The sequence below is a fragment of the Rhizobium redzepovicii genome (genome assembly GCF_019793435.1).
GTDB classification, from domain to species: Bacteria; Pseudomonadota; Alphaproteobacteria; order Rhizobiales; family Rhizobiaceae; genus Rhizobium; species Rhizobium redzepovicii.
Genome location: NZ_JAILYH010000018.1, coordinates 1 through 17,512 on the forward strand (window position 1 = coordinate 1; position 17,512 = coordinate 17,512).

The 17,512-nt window shown below is 59.0% G+C and carries 16 protein-coding genes and 1 pseudogene; 14 read left to right on the forward strand and 3 right to left on the reverse strand.

Annotated features, from left to right (window positions below):
- Together K6N12_RS25585 and K6N12_RS34215 are read left to right on the forward strand one after the other, a co-directional pair.
- Nucleotides 1-1,644: helix-hairpin-helix domain-containing protein (locus tag K6N12_RS25585; protein ID WP_246645617.1), on the forward strand; the 1,644-nt coding region annotated here is incomplete at its 5' end.
- Nucleotides 1,645-2,190: 546 nt separating this feature from the next.
- Nucleotides 2,191-2,310, forward strand: a pseudogene (locus K6N12_RS34215) (SOS response-associated peptidase); the annotation flags it as partial.
- A gap of 240 nt (nt 2,311-2,550) precedes the next feature.
- On the opposite strand, the gene K6N12_RS25595 reads toward K6N12_RS34215, so the two are convergent.
- Nucleotides 2,551-3,576, reverse strand: coding sequence for a sensor histidine kinase (locus tag K6N12_RS25595; RefSeq protein ID WP_222148992.1), 1,026 nt, complete (start codon nt 3,574-3,576; stop codon nt 2,551-2,553).
- A 179-nt stretch (nt 3,577-3,755) separates the two neighbouring features.
- Between K6N12_RS25595 and lov the strand changes: the two genes are divergently transcribed.
- From lov to K6N12_RS25620, 5 genes are all read left to right on the forward strand, one after another.
- On the forward strand, nt 3,756-4,793 hold the full coding sequence (gene lov / locus K6N12_RS25600; RefSeq protein WP_222135028.1) for a blue-light-activated histidine kinase: 1,038 nt from the start codon (nt 3,756-3,758) through the stop codon (nt 4,791-4,793).
- Nucleotides 4,794-4,827: 34 nt separating this feature from the next.
- Nucleotides 4,828-5,253: a hypothetical protein gene (locus K6N12_RS34220; RefSeq protein ID WP_239620706.1), complete on the forward strand. Its 426-nt coding sequence runs from the start codon at nt 4,828-4,830 to the stop codon at nt 5,251-5,253.
- A 36-nt stretch (nt 5,254-5,289) separates the two neighbouring features.
- A complete protein-coding gene (locus tag K6N12_RS25610) occupies nt 5,290-5,496 on the forward strand; it encodes a hypothetical protein (RefSeq protein ID WP_097629559.1) in 207 nt (68 codons plus the stop codon).
- Nucleotides 5,497-5,910: 414 nt separating this feature from the next.
- A complete protein-coding gene (locus tag K6N12_RS25615) occupies nt 5,911-6,696 on the forward strand; it encodes a DUF72 domain-containing protein (RefSeq protein ID WP_425517727.1) in 786 nt (261 codons plus the stop codon).
- 459 nt (nt 6,697-7,155) lie between these two features.
- Nucleotides 7,156-7,383 carry a hypothetical protein gene (locus K6N12_RS25620; RefSeq protein ID WP_097629557.1) on the forward strand — a complete coding sequence of 76 codons (228 nt, stop codon included), beginning with the start codon at nt 7,156-7,158 and terminating at the stop codon, nt 7,381-7,383.
- Nucleotides 7,384-8,398: 1,015 nt separating this feature from the next.
- Here the strand turns inward: K6N12_RS25620 and K6N12_RS25625 are convergent.
- Complete coding sequence (locus K6N12_RS25625; RefSeq protein WP_131711686.1) at nt 8,399-9,007, reverse strand: invasion associated locus B family protein; 609 nt, start codon at nt 9,005-9,007, stop codon at nt 8,399-8,401.
- 233 nt (nt 9,008-9,240) lie between these two features.
- On the opposite strand from K6N12_RS25625, the gene K6N12_RS25630 reads away from it, so the two are divergent.
- From K6N12_RS25630 to K6N12_RS25645, 4 genes are all read left to right on the forward strand, one after another.
- Nucleotides 9,241-10,005, forward strand: coding sequence for a response regulator (locus K6N12_RS25630; RefSeq protein ID WP_131711701.1), 765 nt, complete (start codon nt 9,241-9,243; stop codon nt 10,003-10,005).
- Nucleotides 10,006-10,154: 149 nt separating this feature from the next.
- Nucleotides 10,155-10,814, forward strand: coding sequence for an MreC domain-containing protein (locus K6N12_RS25635; RefSeq protein WP_131711687.1), 660 nt, complete (start codon nt 10,155-10,157; stop codon nt 10,812-10,814).
- Between the two features lie 129 nt (nt 10,815-10,943).
- Nucleotides 10,944-11,486, forward strand: a complete 543-nt coding sequence (locus K6N12_RS25640) for a hypothetical protein (RefSeq protein WP_097629553.1) — start codon at nt 10,944-10,946, stop codon at nt 11,484-11,486.
- A 588-nt stretch (nt 11,487-12,074) separates the two neighbouring features.
- Nucleotides 12,075-12,995 (forward strand): ArdC family protein, encoded by a 921-nt coding sequence (locus K6N12_RS25645; RefSeq protein WP_222148993.1) that lies wholly within the window; start codon nt 12,075-12,077, stop codon nt 12,993-12,995.
- A gap of 180 nt (nt 12,996-13,175) precedes the next feature.
- Here the strand turns inward: K6N12_RS25645 and K6N12_RS25650 are convergent, their stop codons facing one another.
- On the reverse strand, nt 13,176-14,126 hold the full coding sequence (locus K6N12_RS25650; RefSeq protein ID WP_064649817.1) for a LysR family transcriptional regulator: 951 nt from the start codon (nt 14,124-14,126) through the stop codon (nt 13,176-13,178).
- A gap of 94 nt (nt 14,127-14,220) precedes the next feature.
- Here K6N12_RS25650 and K6N12_RS25655 point away from each other — a divergent pair, with 94 nt between their 5' ends.
- Genes K6N12_RS25655 through K6N12_RS25665 form a run of 3 tightly spaced genes read left to right on the forward strand, consistent with a single transcriptional unit; the run spans nt 14,221 to nt 17,474 of the window.
- Nucleotides 14,221-15,084 carry a dioxygenase family protein gene (locus tag K6N12_RS25655; RefSeq protein ID WP_064649816.1) on the forward strand — a complete coding sequence of 288 codons (864 nt, stop codon included), beginning with the start codon at nt 14,221-14,223 and terminating at the stop codon, nt 15,082-15,084.
- On the forward strand, nt 15,081-16,139 hold the full coding sequence (locus K6N12_RS25660) for a maleylacetate reductase (RefSeq protein ID WP_097629517.1): 1,059 nt from the start codon (nt 15,081-15,083) through the stop codon (nt 16,137-16,139). The genes K6N12_RS25655 and K6N12_RS25660 overlap by 4 nt, the downstream gene beginning before the upstream one ends.
- 54 nt (nt 16,140-16,193) lie before the next feature.
- The gene (locus tag K6N12_RS25665) at nt 16,194-17,474 is read left to right on the forward strand and encodes an ABC transporter substrate-binding protein (protein WP_222148994.1); all 1,281 of its coding nucleotides are present in this window, start codon (nt 16,194-16,196) and stop codon (nt 17,472-17,474) included.
- Nucleotides 17,475-17,512: the final 38 nt, after the last annotated feature.

Here is a 17,512-nt window from a genome sequence, read left to right on the forward strand (position 1 = left end):
CACAATAAGCATCCAAACAAAAAGCCTCCGATGAAACCGGAGGCTGTTGTAACCCCATCGCAGATGGGGGTCCCGTTTGGACGCCGATCACCCCAAATGCGGGGTCCTTATTCCATGCCTAATCACATGTTGCCCCGGCTCAAGCCACGGACATTTTACGATTTGGTCATACAGGTCGCGATCGTGCGGCCTGGTCCGATCCAGGGCGATATGGTGCATCCCTATCTCCGTCGCCGGGAGGGCAAGGAGGCGGTCGTCTATCCGACGCCGGAACTGGAGGCCGTTCTCGGCAAGACCCTCGGCGTGCCACTCTTCCAGGAGTCAGCGATGAAGGTCGCGATGGTCTGTGCGGGCTTCACCGGCGGCGAGGCCGACCAGCTTCGAAAATCGATGGCGACCTTCAAGTTCACGGGCGGCGTTTCGCGCTTCAAGGACAAGCTCGTGTCCGGCATGATCAAGAACGGGTACACGGCCGAGTTTGCCGAGAAGACCTTCAGCCAGCTCGAAGGATTCGGCAGCTATGGCTTCCCGGAATCCCATGCGGCGTCGTTCGCCTTGATCGCCTATGCCTCCAACTATGTGAAATGCCACCACCCGGACGTCTTCTGCGCGGCGCTGCTGAATTCGCAGCCGATGGGATTTTACGCGCCGGCCCAAATCGTCGGCTGCGCCAGGAACCACGACGTCGAGATTCGGCCCGTCTGCGTCAACAATTCCCGGTGGGACTGCACGCTCGAGCGTATCGGCGATACCGATCACCACGCCGTCCGCCTCGGGATGCGTATGGTGCGCGGCCTCGCCGCTGCCGACACCGCTCGTATCGTGGCTGCCCGTATGGACCAACCGTTCGAAAGCGTTGACGATATGTGGCGACGGTCCGGAGTCCCAGCGGCTTCTCTGGTCGAGCTCGCCGAGGCCGACGCCTTCCTGCCGTCGCTGGGACTTCAGCGCCGAGACGCCTTGTGGGCGATCAAGGCCCTGCGTGACGAACCCCTTCCGCTCTTCGCAGCCGCTTCCGAACGCGAGGCGAGGGCGGTCGCCGAACAGCAGGAACCCGAGGTCGCCCTCCGTCAGATGACGGAAGGGCACAACGTTGTCCAGGATTACAGTCATATCGGGCTGACGCTGCGCGAACACCCTGTCACCTTCCTTCGGACGGCCTTTACGGAGCGCCGGATCGTCACCTGCGCGGAAGCCATGAACGCGCGGGATGGTCGCTGGTTGATGACCGCTGGCCTAATCCTCGTCCGGCAGAGACCCGGTAGCGCCAAGGGCGTCATCTTCATGACGATCGAGGATGAGACCGGGCCGGCCAACGTCGTCGTCTGGCCCAAGCTTTTCGAGCAACGCCGTCGCGTCGTCCTCGGCGCATCGATGATCGCGATCAATGGGAGAATTCAGCGTGAAGGCGACGTCGTTCATCTCGTGGCCCAGCAAGCCTTCGACCTGTCTGGCGATCTCTCCGGGCTGGCCGACCGCGACGCAGAGTTCCGGCTGCCAACTGGACGCGGTGACGAGTTCGCGCACGGCCCGCCGGGAGCTCCGGATTCGCGCGACAGCGTGGCGGCCGCAAAGCCGAGGGACATCTTCGTTCCGGATCTTCATATTGATCAGCTCAAGGTGAAGAGCCGAAGCTTCCATTAAGACGCTGCGCGAGGCCTGCCCGTCAGTGAGATACTGCTTTTCCAAGCTCTCTTGAGTGGGAGGAGCCGCCCCCTAAGAACGGTAAGCGGCGCTGAGGTTCTGTCCGCGACGACCGACGCGATTTGAGATTGACTCATTCGATAAGAAGAAAAAAATGGGAACATGCCAGCAGCAATCATTCCGGCTTGGAGCATTTGGCATGCCCACCATTTTGTACAAAAACGATCATAATATTTCACCCGACGATGTCATGAAGGTTGCGGTCGAGCCAAGTCAACGAACCTTGTTTCCACCCGGAGAGGACGAAGAAGGTTCTCGGTCTTCACACCATGGTCTCTGGCATGTGCTTTGATAGGTTCGACGAGCGCGTCCATATGGGCAAGTCGATGGACCTGCTCAAAATGGCCCAGGACGTGGACGATGTGCTCGACAAGCTCGTCATCTACCACCTTTTACCGGAAGAGTTTGAAGAGGCCGAGGCCGATTGGGCGCATGAAGGTCAATTCTTCCCCAAGGATAATACCCGCGGTGACGACACGGACACCCGCGAAGACGCTCGCCCGGCCGCTGCCGAACCACCAGATCGTAGTGACGTCACGGGAGCCCTACGGTTCGACCATCGTGGCCACCTCAGGGGAGCCGGGGTCACAGCCAGCCTTGCTCTAAGCGAAGAAGGCTGCGCGTTCAATTTATCCATCCAAAAGGAAGTTAGCGCGTGCCATACACAGAGTTCCGCGACATCCGATCGTCCGGTCGCCAGGTGCCCTGTCGCCAATTCTGTCCGGCAAGCCTCACCAATCGAGGAGAAAGTTCATCGCGCCGGAACGGCTGCGGATTTCCGTCTCGCGATGACATCATCGATGTCTTTGATTTCTCGAGCGCCAGCCTTCCTAGCTTTGCATCAAATTATTCCTCGGCGTCGGAATAGTTCTTATATTGTAGCTTTTGAAGCGGGGCATCCAGCCTCAGGATGAGCCCGGTCGGGGCGTAATCAAGAGAAACCTCTCCGAAAGCAGACAGGCTGGAGCTGACGAGTCGTGTGCCGAACCCCTTCTTGCTGGGAGCTTCCACCGGCGGACCTCCACCCTCCTGCCAAGTGAAGTTCAGGCTCGGGGCGCCCACCTCGTTTCGCACGGACCATTCGATTTCGACCGTCCCTGTATCTGCCGAAAGAGCACCATACTTGCTGGCGTTGGTGACGAGCTCGTGCAGCACGAGGCAGAAGCAAAGGGCCGCCTGTGGACCCAATTCAACTGCAGGACCGCTCGCTTTGAAACGTCCTGACGTCTCAAGTCCGAGATTGATCGCGGTAGCCTCGACGATGGTCGCCATGCTCGTGCCCAGCCAGTTCTGCTGAAGTAAAATGTCGTGCGCTTTCGAGTAAGCACTGATGCGGGCCGAGATCGACTGCTCCGCATCTTCCATAGAAGTAGCGTTTCGGAAGGATTGGCTGGTGATAGCCTGAACGACGGCGAGCGTATTCTTCATGCGGTGCGAGAGTTCATGCATGAGAACACGCTGTCGCTCCTCATTCTCTCGCTGCTCGGTGCGATCTCTCAGAATCTTTACAAAGCCCTCGACTTCGCCGTCGTCCGACGTCAACGCCATCATCTGGCCAGAGGCCCAGAACAACGATCCGTCCTTGCGAACGTGCCAGCGCTCATCATTGCCATGGCCTTCCGCTAAAGCGGCGGTCATCTCCCGTTGGACAATCCCCGCCTGCAGGTCTTCCTGCGTGAAAATTACGGCGGCGGGTTTGCCGATAATCTCAGCCTCGTCCCATCCAAGGATCCGTCGCGCGCCCTCATTCCACGTGGTCACCAAGCCATCCAGATCTGTCGAGATGATCGCATACTCGATCGCGCTCTGCAGGATCGCTTCGAGAAAGCGCTCTCGCGAGCGGCTGGAACTGGAAAAGAATTTCATCATCATTGGGTGTGTCTGATCCTTGCACGGCCCACAAGGCTGAAAGGCCATCCTGATATATACCGGACGCCGTCGCGTTGGCAAAGGCTGCAGCCGAGAGCCCTGGAGGAGCGATCATAACCTTCTCGGAAACAAAGATACGCGAGCCACGTTATCAGCCGACGTCTTACAGTGAGCGTGGAAGCATGACAGGCCATCCAAGAGAAAAACTCCACGGGGATTTGCCTTCCGCATCTTCAAAAGCAGCTTTAGCCGATCGCAAGGAGTTGGCAGCGATCGCATTTGAACGCACCCGGATGCCGATGGTTGTCACTGACGCCCGTAAGCCCGACGTGCCGATCGTTCTTGCAAACAAGGCATTCCTTGAACTGACAGGTTACGAACCCCAAGAAGTGCTAGGCCGCAACTGTCGTTTCCTGCAGGGTCCCGCGACGTCTCCGATCGCCGTCGCCGAAATTCGTGCGGCTATCGCCGGCGAGCGCGAGTGTAGGGTCGAGATTCTCAATTATAAGAAGAGCGGTGAGCAGTTCTGGAACCGCTTGCATCTAAGTCCTATCCATGGGGATGACGGAAGGATCCTGTATTTCTTTGGATCTCAAATCGACATGACGGAATACCGGCGCATTGAGGCACTGGAGGCGTCCGAGCACCGCCTGCTGATGGAAGTCGACCACCGATCCAAGAACGTCATGGCGATCGTCGACAGCATCGTCCGCCTGAGCAATGCCGATGATCCCGCCCTTTATGCCGCTGCTATTCAACATCGCGTGCAGGCGCTAGCCCGTGCCCATACCTTGCTGGCTGCACGAAGCTGGACAAGCATTTCTCTTGAGGAACTCATTCGCCAACAGGTAGCGCCGTTCGCGGCCACTCGCACCTTCTTTAGCGGGCCGGATATAAGAATGCCTGCACCGGTCGTCCAGCCCCTTGCGCTCGTGCTCCATGAGCTCGCTGTCAATGCAGCTCATCACGGTGCGCTTGCCACCGCGCAAGGCAAGCTGTCAATCAGTTGGAAACCTGGACCGTCCGGGGCGGGCTTTAACATCCGATGGCAAGAGGTGGGCGTCGACGCTCCTCCTAAATCAGCCAAACGAGGTTTTGGCACTGTGATCGTCGGCGCCATGGTCGAAAAGCAGCTTAAAGGGCGTCTCGAGAAAACCTGGTCGGAGGAAGGACTGCTTATCGACATTGAGGTTCCATCTGGCGCTTCTACCTCCGTCTAAAGGCACCTTGGCGGCGCAAGGTGGAAACGGTCCGGTGATCGCCAAGGCGATTTGTCTGACCTTGAACAATTGGGGACCCCTACAATATCATTTTCATCAGGACCATTGGTGGCACGAAAGGAGGACGGCCGGAATCACACATGCTTGTCTTGGCCGGTTCCAGGGATGTCGAACTCGCCGTGGAACATATGCGCGGCCTGACCGTTGCACAGATCAGTTTGAAGGGCTGTGTGAAATGCCAAATGAGCGTGCCAACCATGATCATGAGCTTCGCGGCATTGTCGATCACAAACTGACCGCACTCATTCGGGAAATGGAAGATGCGGATTGGAGCGCCGAGGACGTCGCTTTTGCGATCAACGATGTCCTCAAAAGCAAGTGGCTTGATCGGATCACGGCGCTTCAAGACGCACGCGAAGCGGTTCCAAAGGGTTTTCTATCAGACGGGAACGAAGGCTAGCGGTCTGTTATCCCGGCGTGAAAAAGGAAACATTTTATGGCCGCGACATTCCAGGTCATCGCCATCAGCTCGCTCGACCCGGAGGGTAGCGACACCTGTAATGAGCCGATGCTCCTTTACCCCGATGCGCTAAAGACTGCGCGGCAATTCAAAGCTGATGGCAAAGCGTTTCGGGTGATTGCTAAGGGCGAGCAGTCGGAACAACAGTTGCAGTCGTTCCTGGCGCTCGGCGCGCTCGTATAGTCGGATGAGGAAGACGTTGTGGCCGGCTGATTTCGAAGCGGTCGACGCAGGAAACGCCGAAGGTATCGGCTGCTGAGAGGCATCGGACTCAGGACTGTTCACTGACCCTTTGTCTCAAGAGCGGGCGCATCAAGCCCGAGGGTATCGCAGACCTACGCGGGCTCGGCGAAGATCAGTCTTTGGTCGGCTTTGCAGGATCGCGTCCGCGCATCGGGACTCATCCTGGCGATGTCAAGATGCTGATCGTCAACCAGTAAACCCGGCACCGTGTGCTTACGTTGCGGGTTAAGTCGAGACCGGGACGGGGAGGATCGATTGGTGGACCGCACTGCTGAAGATAACGCGGCCCGCCGAGCACGCCGCGCTGAGCGCCGGCAGACGCAGCGCGACGCCAATGTCAATCGGGCCGCCAAAATGCGTCAGGTACGGCTAGCCGATCCGCAGGCCAACAAATCGACCGAGGATCGAACGGCTGGTCGTATCCACATCGGATGTTCGGGGTGGTACTATTGGCATTGGAAGGGAAAGTTCTATCCTGCGGATGTTCCGTCGAGTCAATATTTCTCGATCTATCAGAGCAGCTTCAAGACGGTCGAGCTGAACGCCCCGTTCTATTCGTGGCCGACAATCGGAGCCGTGAAGGCCTGGATCCGCCAGGCCGCGCCGGGTTTCGTCTACACCATCAAGGTCTGCGAGCTGATTACCCATATCAAGCGGTTCGAGCACGCGGAAAGTCTGATCCAGGATTTCGGCTATATCGCCGACCTTCTCGGCCCGCAGATGGGCTGCTTTCTCTTCCAGCTGCCGCCGAGCGTTCGCTACACTCCGCAAATGCTGCAATCTATTTTATCGCAGCTCGATTGCCGCCGCAGGAACGTTGTCGAGTTTCGCCACAAGAGCTGGTGGAATGAGGAGGTTTTCGAGGCTTTCAAAGCCGCCGGGGCGATTTTCTGCTCTTGCAGCGGGCCCCGGTTACCGGATGAGCTGGTGCGGACCGCCGATGACATCTATGTTCGGTTCCACGGAACCAAGCAATGGTATCGCCACGATTACAGCGACGCGGAATTGCTCGAGTGGGTCGAGCGCATTAGGCAAAGCCGGGCGAAGACGGTATGGGTCTACTTCAACAACGATCGCGACGGACATTCGATCAAGAATGCCAATCGGTTGTCGGAGCTAATGAACATGCCAGCCACGTAGGACAAGTGCGCGGGACAAGGCGGCGATCGGGCACAGAAATCGCTCGGCGATCCTTGCGGCCTCGCGAAGCCCCGACGATCAGGCCTCCGGCATTGTAACATCAAGAGACGTGATCGTTTGACATTCCAACAATTCTCTCCCGCCGGACCTTCCGGCGATCCCTTATGGTCCTTCTAGCCTGATCCCTAGCTCTGGACACATTTGCTCATGTGTCCGGCTAGACCGACTGCCTTCGAGCCACATCTCTCAGATCAGCGGCTTCAGCCGCTTGACCAGCCACTCCCGCAGAAATGCTGCGCATCTCGCACAATCGAGCGGCGTAGCCGATGCACTTGGTTTGGAAACAATTCGTAAAACGCGGAAACTTTCTGAGCATGATCGTGCCATGAACCGGTGAATTACTATCAGGACGTCCTTCGAAGATTCACCGCCGATTAAACGAAGCAAAGGCGCTAACTCGTGGCTGACATCAATATACCGTCTTCTCCGATCCGAACAAATGACAGCGCCTATCAAATCGAATGCAAATTCGCACTCGAGCCTTCACTTACCAGGCTTTTCGAAAAGGCACGCTCCGCCGGCTGGGACCCACAGCACATTGCACTCGCAGTCGCCACGCTCGGTTGGGAGCTGCTGCTCGATCCGCGCCATAGCATGCAGCGCGAAGGATTCGGCATTGAACATTAGATACCGCGCACGACGGCTTTAGAGAGGTCCTCGGTCCGTGCGGATTATGCATACGGTTCTCCTGCTTCCCGGCCGAATATATTGGTTATCTCGGAATAGTTCGCCCTGTCGCAGCACAGGATGCGCCTCAGAGACTCCTAACCGGATCAACAAGCTCTACGGCAACGGCAAGACCTTGGAACCGCCGACGCAATATCACCGGACCGCGGGCTTCATAGGCAAGTGACCCTTGCTGATTTTTGCCTTCCGGAACTCCCGACCTGTTATTCATCAACCCGCTTGCTTCGGCCCGTCCGTTAGCATGCCGGTGGGAGGAGCCCCGTTGGTATGCTGGACAAGCGGGACGCTCGCCGCTTTTCCAAGCCGTTGATCTCGCTCCCGCACCGCACGTCAGAGGCGGCACCAGCAGGAACGACCTGTCGACCGTTGTCCGGAGCGGCCCCACTCGTCTGTTTTTACACAATTTTACCCAGCCTTTACGCTGCTTAACATTAGACCCGCTACCTTTGGCGATGTAGTGGGGAACCCGTCATGAACATCGAACTGAACGACGGTATATCGCGTAAGTCCCTCCCACCGTGTCGCAGCGTGGAGCATCCACTCAGGACGCCGTTGCTTTGTCTGATCGCCGGCCTGGTCGCCTCCAGTTCGTCGTCGTCCACCTTTGCCGACGACAGCTCGACCTCCCACACGTCGCTGTTTACTGTCGGGTCCAGCATAGCTGACACAGGAACCGGATACTCGTTGTTTCGCGGACCCGAGCATAGCTCCAAAGACTATTGGATTGAATGCTCTTGTTCGAACGGCGCATTGGCGATCGGATCTTGTCCTTTCTTGAGATACAAATGCTATTGCGCAGATAAGCCCTCGATCTCCTGCAACCAATGATCCGCTCGCCCCGCAACCCAGCCACGCTCGATTCTGAGCGCTCCGAGCGCTGCGGCTCAACGGTGTCGGCCGGAAGTCCGTCGATCGTTTGGAGAAATGAACGACAACCGCGATGGGAGCGTCGCGATCATTGCAGTTCTTCCAGCCGTTCGAGGGAACGAGGAAACCCCTTCAGAGAGATCCGAAAGGTCAACTTTCCACCTGAAGCAAACGAAATGGCGCTGACGGTTAGCACCTGCGCAGCTTTCATGATGTCTATGGTTCCCTCGGACATGATGAGAAGAACGACGCAACCTTCGGGCAGGCACGTCGCAACATCTGCATGTTGTTCTGAGGGTTGCGTATCGAGTTCCAGGCGCACGCCTTCCGACAACCTCAGTCCGAGTGGCATCCTGATGAGGACTCTCGTACCCAGTTGTTCAGAAGGGTAGACCTGTATTGCGAACACAATCAAGCCGCTCTTTGGATCTGCATAAAACTGACCTGCGGCACATTGCTTTCCGACATCGCCGTTCGTGCATTCAACGCCCCAGTCATCATATTTCTCCTTTATCCCATCGGCACCGACGAGGAGATGTTCGATCGGCGCAGCAGTGCTCGGGGCCAACCATCCGGCGTGGTTGTATCCAGGCTCCGATTTCCATGAGGGCTCATCGGGTGTTTTTGGTTCGGCCGCTTCTGTCGCAGTCAAACCCGACAAGAACAACGCGAACACGCTCGCCAGTCTCAGCCGCAAACTCAAACCTCCCGACGGTGTTCGCTCGCCATCTGCAACAACCCCATCCCCAAACCCTGCGTCGATCGTTGGCGATCTCGCACTCTCGCAGTGCTGGGGAGGAGTTTTCAATGCAATGGCTCTAGCAGCTTAAATTTCTCGGCGATGTCGGGATGTTTCTGGAGATTTCCCACAGACGAAAACGAGAATCGGAAGCCGGAATGGAAGAAGAAATTAATCACCGAGGTTGGCCAATGGACCACATACTAATAGTTGATGGCGATCCGGAGATTCGCCGGCAGCTGGCGCGTTACCTTGTCGAGCAAGGTTTTCGTGTAACGGTTGTTGCGAGTCGGCAGGAATGTGAGAGGTGGATCGATTCCAGCAGGCCTGACCTGATCGTGCTCGACGTCCAGCTTCCGGATGGTTCAGGCCTTGATATCTGCAGGAACCTGCGCGCTAGGGGGTCTCGAATTCCTGTTATTCTGCTGACCGCATTGAAGGAGGAGGTGGATCGTATCATCGGCCTGGAATTCGGAGCGGACGATTATCTTGGCAAGCCATTCAATCCGCGAGAACTCGTGGCAAGGATCAGGGCAGTCTTGCGACGAGCCGCTGACGCTGAGGACGCTGACAGCGACGTCAAGGTCTTCAATTTCGCAGAATTCGTCGCTGACACAAGCACCCGGCGGGTTTGTAAGTTGCTTGGCCCGGAGATCGAGTTGACCGCGGCCGAGTTCGACCTTTTGGTGGTCTTTCTTGAGAGACCGGGCCGACTGTTGTCACGAGACCGACTGCTTGATCTGACGCAGGGGCGCAAGAGCGAGCCTATGGACCGATCAATAGACGTCTTGATGAGCAGGCTGCGACGCAAGCTTGGTCAAACTCAAAGCGGCCCCCTTTTTCGGACGATCCGAAATGGCGGTTATCAGTTCACGGTTCCGGTCAAGGCAGGCATGTCTGACGGGGCAGCGACCATTGCGGCTCTCACCGGGAACCACAATGTTGCCTCCATGTGAGCGGCTGGAGACTTTCATCGTCCGAGTTCCCATAGCCCAGGTGTCGCCGGGGGTATGGACCGCCGGCGCAACAGTCGTTATTTGCAGCACATGTTGCGATGCTGAAAGCGTCGCTGAAAAAATCACTGCTGACATCGAAGGCTTCTTAAGTGAAAAAAGTACAACGCAGCTTTGCCGTCGAATACAGATCTGATCGGCGAAGAGTCAATTCCAAGCCGAACTCGATCTGGGGAGACATGGATCTCAAGTCCGTCGCGCAAGAACTGCAAGACGAGGGAATGCCATTTCTTTCAGTAGCGCCTCGCACGAGCGGCAGCGAGAAGCTTTTAGCGGGAGAACAGTCCGGGCCGTTGTTGACACCGCCGATCGGGCAGGAGACAAATGCATCGGCTTTACAGGAGACCATGATGGCCGACGAAAACAATACAATGACCAGTGCTGACACGCCGGCCGCTGCCGTGCCCGATGTAGCGAAGAAGATGCGCAGACCTCGCGCCAAGAAGGCGGTGCCTGAAACCGCCTCAGCCGCCGTTTCTGTGCAACCGGCGGCGGCTTTGGGTGCCAAAGCCGCAAAGCAGACGAGAGGACGCAAAGCAAAACCTGACGAAGGGGCGACGAGTGCGAGGCGTGCGCCTGTCAAACGTGCTCCGAAGGCTGTGTCGGTAGCGCCTGCACCGTCGGTGGCGGCAGTTGATGAGATCGCGGATCTTCTGCAGCTCGAAGAGGAAAACCAGAGACTGCGTAAGCTGCTGGCGGAGAAGCTCCGCGCTGAAAATGCCGATCTGCGAAAGCGACTCAACCTCGGTTGATCCGCAGAACGGCCAATCGCTGGCCGCATTCTCATGCTTATTGACGTGAAGATTTTGGCGGCGGTTCGTTCTGCCGCCAACGTTTTCGCGCGCAGTTTGCATACTAAGTAGAATTCGAGGTCGATTAATATGGCGTCTCCATGGAAACTTCTTGCTGGGCTGGTGTCACGGCGACGCCAGCAAAAGCAAGAACACGGCTCGACCGATGACGTGAAGCCGGACGCATCAGCCATCACAGAGCCGACTGAAACGGCGGCCAACAACCGGTTGGCCAACGAAAAACCAGTCATTCACAAAGCACGCGAGGCGGTGTCAGCAGAGCCGGATCATGCCGAAGGAGCGGCAAGCAGTGTTCACGACACGACAGATGGCGAAAGCGCCACGCTCGCGAAAGTCGTTGACCCGGCCTTATCCAATCAGGCCGACGTAGCCGCGCACGCCGCACCAAAGGCGTTGCCGGTAGGCGAAGGTCCTACGCGAAAGCGCGGCAGGGGGAGCAAGAAAGCGAAAACGATTACTGTCGTTGTTTCACCTTCTCCAGGCGTTACCGCCGTTGCTGACGACGCAGTGAGCCTCGATGGAGAAATCAGGCTGCTCCGCGATCAACTGGCGACGAAGCTTAGACTGCAAAACGCACAACTGAAGAGGATGCTGGATCGGTTCGAGCGCTGAAATTGTCATTTCCGATCGTACCCGACCGCTACCAATGTGCCTTTTGAAATTACGAGCTCCGTTGCTCGCGAACTGGATAAGGTTAGCTGGCCTGCCGCCGGAGTGAGAGGGAGTTAGCGGCGGGCTTTCATATGGCGCAATTCCGCTTCCACCTGCCTTTGCCGAAATAAGTAGGCGGTCCCTCCGTCTCCACCATCAGCCCGGCTTACGGTTGGCAGTAAGGAGCGCGATCGACCGCTGCCATCCGACCGTCGAGCTCATGCTCGCGCCATGCCTGGATGTTCATCGCTCAGGATGATGATCTTGATCGGCGCGTGATGTTGTATTGCCTGTGGTTGATCCGTGACGTGAGCGACATGATGCCGCCTCGCGATTCTGCCATGTCCGCCTCCGTCTGAACCTCCCCCTTTGATTACGGCCATCGCGTCCTGCCCCGGCTTTTGGTCCTGCCAGGCTCGCGCCGCCGGCAACGGCTTTGCCGTCCTCCACTTCGTTGCGGCCCTGCGGGTGCAGGCAGCGCTTGCAGCCCGGCTTTCGGACCGCCGTAGCAGGTCGCGATGGCCGCGACCTCGAAACGGAGGTTCCAACATGAGCAGCCAGCAATCCAATCAACGATCCGATATCTACAGCCGCATCACCAACACGATCATCGCCGATCTCAAACAGGGCGTGCGGCCATGGACCAGACCCTGGACGACGGGACATGCGACGGCCGAGGTCAGCCGGCCACTGCGCCACAACGGCCAACCCTACACCGGGATCAACGTCCTGCTGCTGTGGTCGGAAGCCATCGCCCGCGGCTTTGCCTCATCACGCTGGATGACGTTTCGCCAGGCAATCGAGCTCGGCGGCGCCGTTCGCAAGGGCGAAACCGGCACGACCGTGGTCTTCGCCAGTTCGTTCATCCGCACCGAGACGACCGAGACGGGGACCGAGATCGAACAGGACATTCCATTCCTCAAAGCCTACATGGTGTTCAATACCGATCAGATCGCCGGTCTTGATGGCCGCTTTGACGACGGCGCACCTCACCAGGATCCGATGAGCCGCATCGGCGATGCCGGCCGCTTCCTTGCCAATACCGGGGCGCTGATCCGCCACGGAGGATCGGCTGCCTATTATGCCGCTCAGCGTGATTACATCCAGATGCCATGCCCAGATGCCTTCCGGGACGATGCTTCCTATGTCGCCGTCCTCAGCCACGAGATCACGCATTGGACCGGCGCACCGCAAAGGCTTGATCGCGATCTCAGCCGCTACGCCAAAGATAGGAGCGATCGTGCCCGCGAGGAACTGATTGCCGAACTCGGCAGCGCGTTTCTCTGCGCCGATCTCGGCATTGTCCCAGAGCTCGAACCACGCCCCGACCACGCATGCTATCTCGATGGCTGGCTGAAGGTTCTGGGCAACGACAAGCGTGCCATCTTCTCGGCGGCAGCACATGCCCAGCGCGCGCTCGACTACCTGCATTCCCTGCAGCCGGAACTCGACGAGGAGGAGGCGGCGTGAGCCGTCTCTTCTTTAACTGATGAAGAGCCTGCATGATCAGGCTGCCCCGCAGGTTTTCCAGTGCCTCCTCGATGAAGCCAACGCGACGCTCCGCAGCCGGTCGCACCGTCGACGAGATCCTTGGTCAGACCGAACCTGAAACGGGCGCCAACGGCCCGCGGCAGGTTTCTCGGATATTGCTTATGAGCCCCAGACCACTGACTGCTCATGCCGCTTGATCAGGTGCTTGAGGTTATCGAAGCCCGCGCGGATGTGGCGCGCGAAGTGATCGGCGGCGGGCGTGCGGGGTGCGTCTGAACGCTTTAGCAAACCGAGCGCGCGTTCCGGATGGGAGATGGGGACGGGCAGGGCGGTGATGGATTTTTCGTTGCGCAATGCGAAGACGACGCTGTGCGGCATGATGGTCAACGCATCGGCCGCCTTCATGTAGTGGACGACGCTCATAAGGGAGCCGCCGGAATAGCGGATCTTGACTTCAGTTGCGCCGAAAGACAGGAGCATGCTGCGCAGGTCGGTGAGCAGCGGGCTGCCTGGCGGGGGCGCCACCCAGGGGAAATCGAGCAGGTGCGCCGGCTGAGGCCGCCGCTTCAGCAGCAATGGATGGGTTACCCGGCAGGCGATGACATTGCGGCCGGGCAGGATCTGCTGAAACTCGAGGCCGGAGCCCTCGTCGAGAATATCGATCGGACAGATGGCAAGGTCGATCTGGTCGGCATTGAGCGCGGCGCGGAGGTCTGGGAAATAACCATAGGTCTGCTCGATGCGTACGTCGGGATGCAGGTTCTGGAACTCGGCAATCATGCCTGCGATCAGCGCATCCATGAAAAAGGGCGTGCCGCCGACGCGCACGACGCCGCTCTTGCCGACCCGGAAACTCTCGACGACATCGGACGCCTTGCGCGATGCCGACAGCATGGTCTGGCCGTGGTCAGCTAAGGCGCGGCCGAGTGGCGTCGGCTGCAGCGGACGGCGGCCCTTGATGAAGAGCGGCTCGCCGATCCGCGCTTCCAGCATGGAAAGCGTGCGCGATACGGCTGGTTGGGATAGACCAAGCAGGGCAGCGCCTTCTGTGACGCCGCCGGTTTTGACAACCGCGGCCAGTTGGACAAGGTGTCGTTCATCTATCTTCATAACGATATGATATATAGAATTGGAATAAAATCATCATAGGCAACGTGATATCGCGCTAATTTATCTCTACCAGCCAATGCTCTGGAGGAGACGCATGATGCCGGGTCCGACGGCGCTGAATTTCAGCGAGGCCACCTCGCACGACATGTTCGCGCAACGACTTCCGCAATCGAAGGACGACAGCCTGCCGCAAGTTCTGGCGGCTGCGGTGACGCATCTTCATGCCCTTATCCGGGAATTGCGGCCGACCCAGGCGGACTGGCGTAAGGTGATCGAATTCCTCACCGACGTCGGCCATGCCAGCGACGAGCGGCGCCAGGAGTGGGTGCTGCTGTCGGATTTGCTCGGCGCGTCGGCGCTGGTCGAGGAGATCAATTCGCGCCGTCCGAAGACGGCCACACCCAACACCGTGCGCGGACCTTTCTTCCGCGCCGACGTTCCGCAACTGCCGCTTGGCGGCAATATATCGCTCGATGGCATCGGCGAGACGCTGGACGTTTTCGGCCGCGTGCAGGATCTCGATGGTGATCCCATCGCAAATGCCGAGATCATCACTTGGCAGGCCAATGCGCAAGGGTTCTACGAAAACCAGCAACCGGACCTGCAGCCAGAATTCAACCTGCGCGGCTGTTTTCGCACGGATACGGACGGACGGTTCCACTATCGGACCATCAAGCCATGCGGCTATGGCGTGCCCGATGATGGTCCCGTGGGAAAGCTCCTACGGCAGGCGGGCTATCCGTTGTGCCGCCCCGCGCATCTTCATTTCATGATCAAGGCGCCGGAGTTCGAGACGGTCACCACGCATATCTATGACGGCAGCGATCCGCATCTGGCCGAAGACGCGATCTTCGCCGTCAAACCCGAGTTGGTGCGAACCTTCGAGCAGCAGGGCAAGGGATGGTTGTTGAAACTGACTTTCATCATGGTCCGCGCCAGGAGGGGAGCCGGGACATGAGCCGGACTTTCATCTACAGTGGCAGCCCTGCCCATATCGTCTTCGGCGAAGGCCAGTGCGCTGCCGCCGGCGAGTGGGTGGAAAAGCTCGGATGCGCCAAGGCGCTCGTCCTCTCGACGCCCCAACAAAAGGCCGATGCCGAAGCGCTGGCCGCGCGGCTGGGCTCTCTCGCCGTCGGCGTCTTTGGCGGGGCCGTCATGCACACTCCAGTCGATGTCACCGAAGAGGCGATGGATGTGGTTCTCCGTACGCAGGCCGATTGCGTCGTTTCGCTCGGCGGCGGCTCGACCACCGGGCTTGGCAAGGCAATCGCCTATCGCACGGATCTTCCGCAAATCGTCATCCCGACGACCTATGCCGGATCTGAGGTGACGCCAATCCTCGGCCAAACGGAGGGCGGGCGAAAGACCACCGTGCGCCATGCGAGCATCCTGCCTGAGGTGGTGATCTACGACCCGGCGCTGACGCTTGGCCTGCCTGTTAGCATGAGCATCACCTCTGGGCTGAATGCCATGGCCCATGCGGTCGAAGCGCTCTACGCGCAGGATCGCAATCCAATTTCAACACTGATGGCGGCCGAGGGGCTGCGGGCGTTCAAGAGCAGCCTGCCTGACATCGTTGCTGTGCCGCGGGCTGCCGATGTCCGCGCCGATGCGCTCTACGGCGCCTGGCTCTGCGGCACCGTGCTCGGCACGGTCGGCATGGCACTGCACCACAAGATCTGCCACACGCTGGGCGGCGCTTTCGATACGCCGCATGCCGAGACGCATGCGATCATGCTGCCGCACACCGCCGCCTACAATGCCGCAGCCGTGCCGGAGCTTCTGGCGCAGGTCGCCGATATCTTCGGCGGCTCGGTCGGCGGCGGGCTTTGGGATTTCGCCAGGCAGATCGGTTCACCGCTGGCGCTGAAGGGTCTGGGCCTCAGCGAAGCCGATCTCGATCGCGCAGCCGAGATGGCTACCGAAAATCCCTACTGGAATCCAAGGCCGATCGACCGGAAGTCCATTCGTGCCCTTCTGCAGGATGCCTGGGAGGGCAAACGGCCGGCATGAGTCGACGGCAGACATCACGCTCTCTGGGAGGAGAGAAAAATGGGAGGAGGAAACATGTTTACGAGACGCGATTTTCTGAAGACGACGGCCGCCACCGGGGCACTGGTGGCGACATCCGGGCTTGCCGCCCCCGCGATCGCACAGAATGCTGCGATCAAGCTTGGTTATGTCAGCCCGCAGACGGGGCCGCTTGCCGCCTTCGGTGAGGCCGACAAATTCATCATCGACAGTTTTCTGGCAGTCACCAAATCGAAGGGGCTCAATTATGAGGTTGTGGTCAAGGACAGCCAATCCAATCCGAACCGGGCGGCCGAAGTCGCCAAGGAACTGATCGTCACCGATGAGGTGAACCTGATCCTCGTTGCGTCGACGCCGGAGACCACCAATCCGGTGGCGACCACCTGCGAGGCCGAGGAAATGCCCTGCATTTCGACGGTCGCGCCCTGGCAACCGTGGTTCATCGGCCAGCAGGGCAATCCCGGTGACCCCACGTCCTGGAAACCGTTCAACTACGCCTATCACTTCTTCTGGGGTCTCGAGGACGTCATCTCGGTCTTCACCAACATGTGGGCGCAGATCGAAACCAACAAGAAGGTTGGCGGTCTCTTCCCAAATGACGGCGACGGCAATGCCTGGGGAGACAAGGTCGTTGGCTTCCCGCCGGTGCTGGAAAAGATGGGCTATGGCCTGATCGACCCCGGCCGCTACCAGAATATGACGGATGATTTCTCCGCACAGATCAACGCCTTCAAGTCGGGCCAGTGCGAAATCATCACCGGCGTGGTGATTCCGCCTGATTTCACCACCTTCTGGAACCAGGCCAAGCAGCAGGGTTTCGCACCGAAGATCGCCTCGATCGGCAAGGCGCTGCTTTTCCCGCAGACCGTCGAGGCGCTCGGCAGTGCGGGGCATAATCTGTCGTCTGAAGTCTGGTGGACGCCGAGCCATCCGTTCAAGTCGTCCTTGACGGGGGAAAGTACAGCACAGGTGGCAGACGCCTTCACCAAGGCGACCAACAGGCCCTGGACGCAGCCGATCGGCTTTGCCCGTGCGCTGTTCGAACTGGCGGTGGATGCGATGAAGCGGGCCGGAGATCCGACAGACGGGGATGCCGTCGCGCAGGCGATTGCCGCGACCAAGCTCGATACACTGGTCGGGCCGATCGCCTGGGACGGCAGGGGTCTGCCTCCCTTTGCCGCCAAGAACATCGCCAAGACGCCGCTCGTCGGCGGACAGTGGCGGCTCAAAGACGGCGGCGGCTACGATCTCGTCATCACCGACAACAAGACGGCGCCGAACATTCCGGTCGGTGGTAAGATGGAAGCAATCGCCTGATTTTGGGCGCGGGGGCCTCTAGAGGCCCCGCCTGTTTC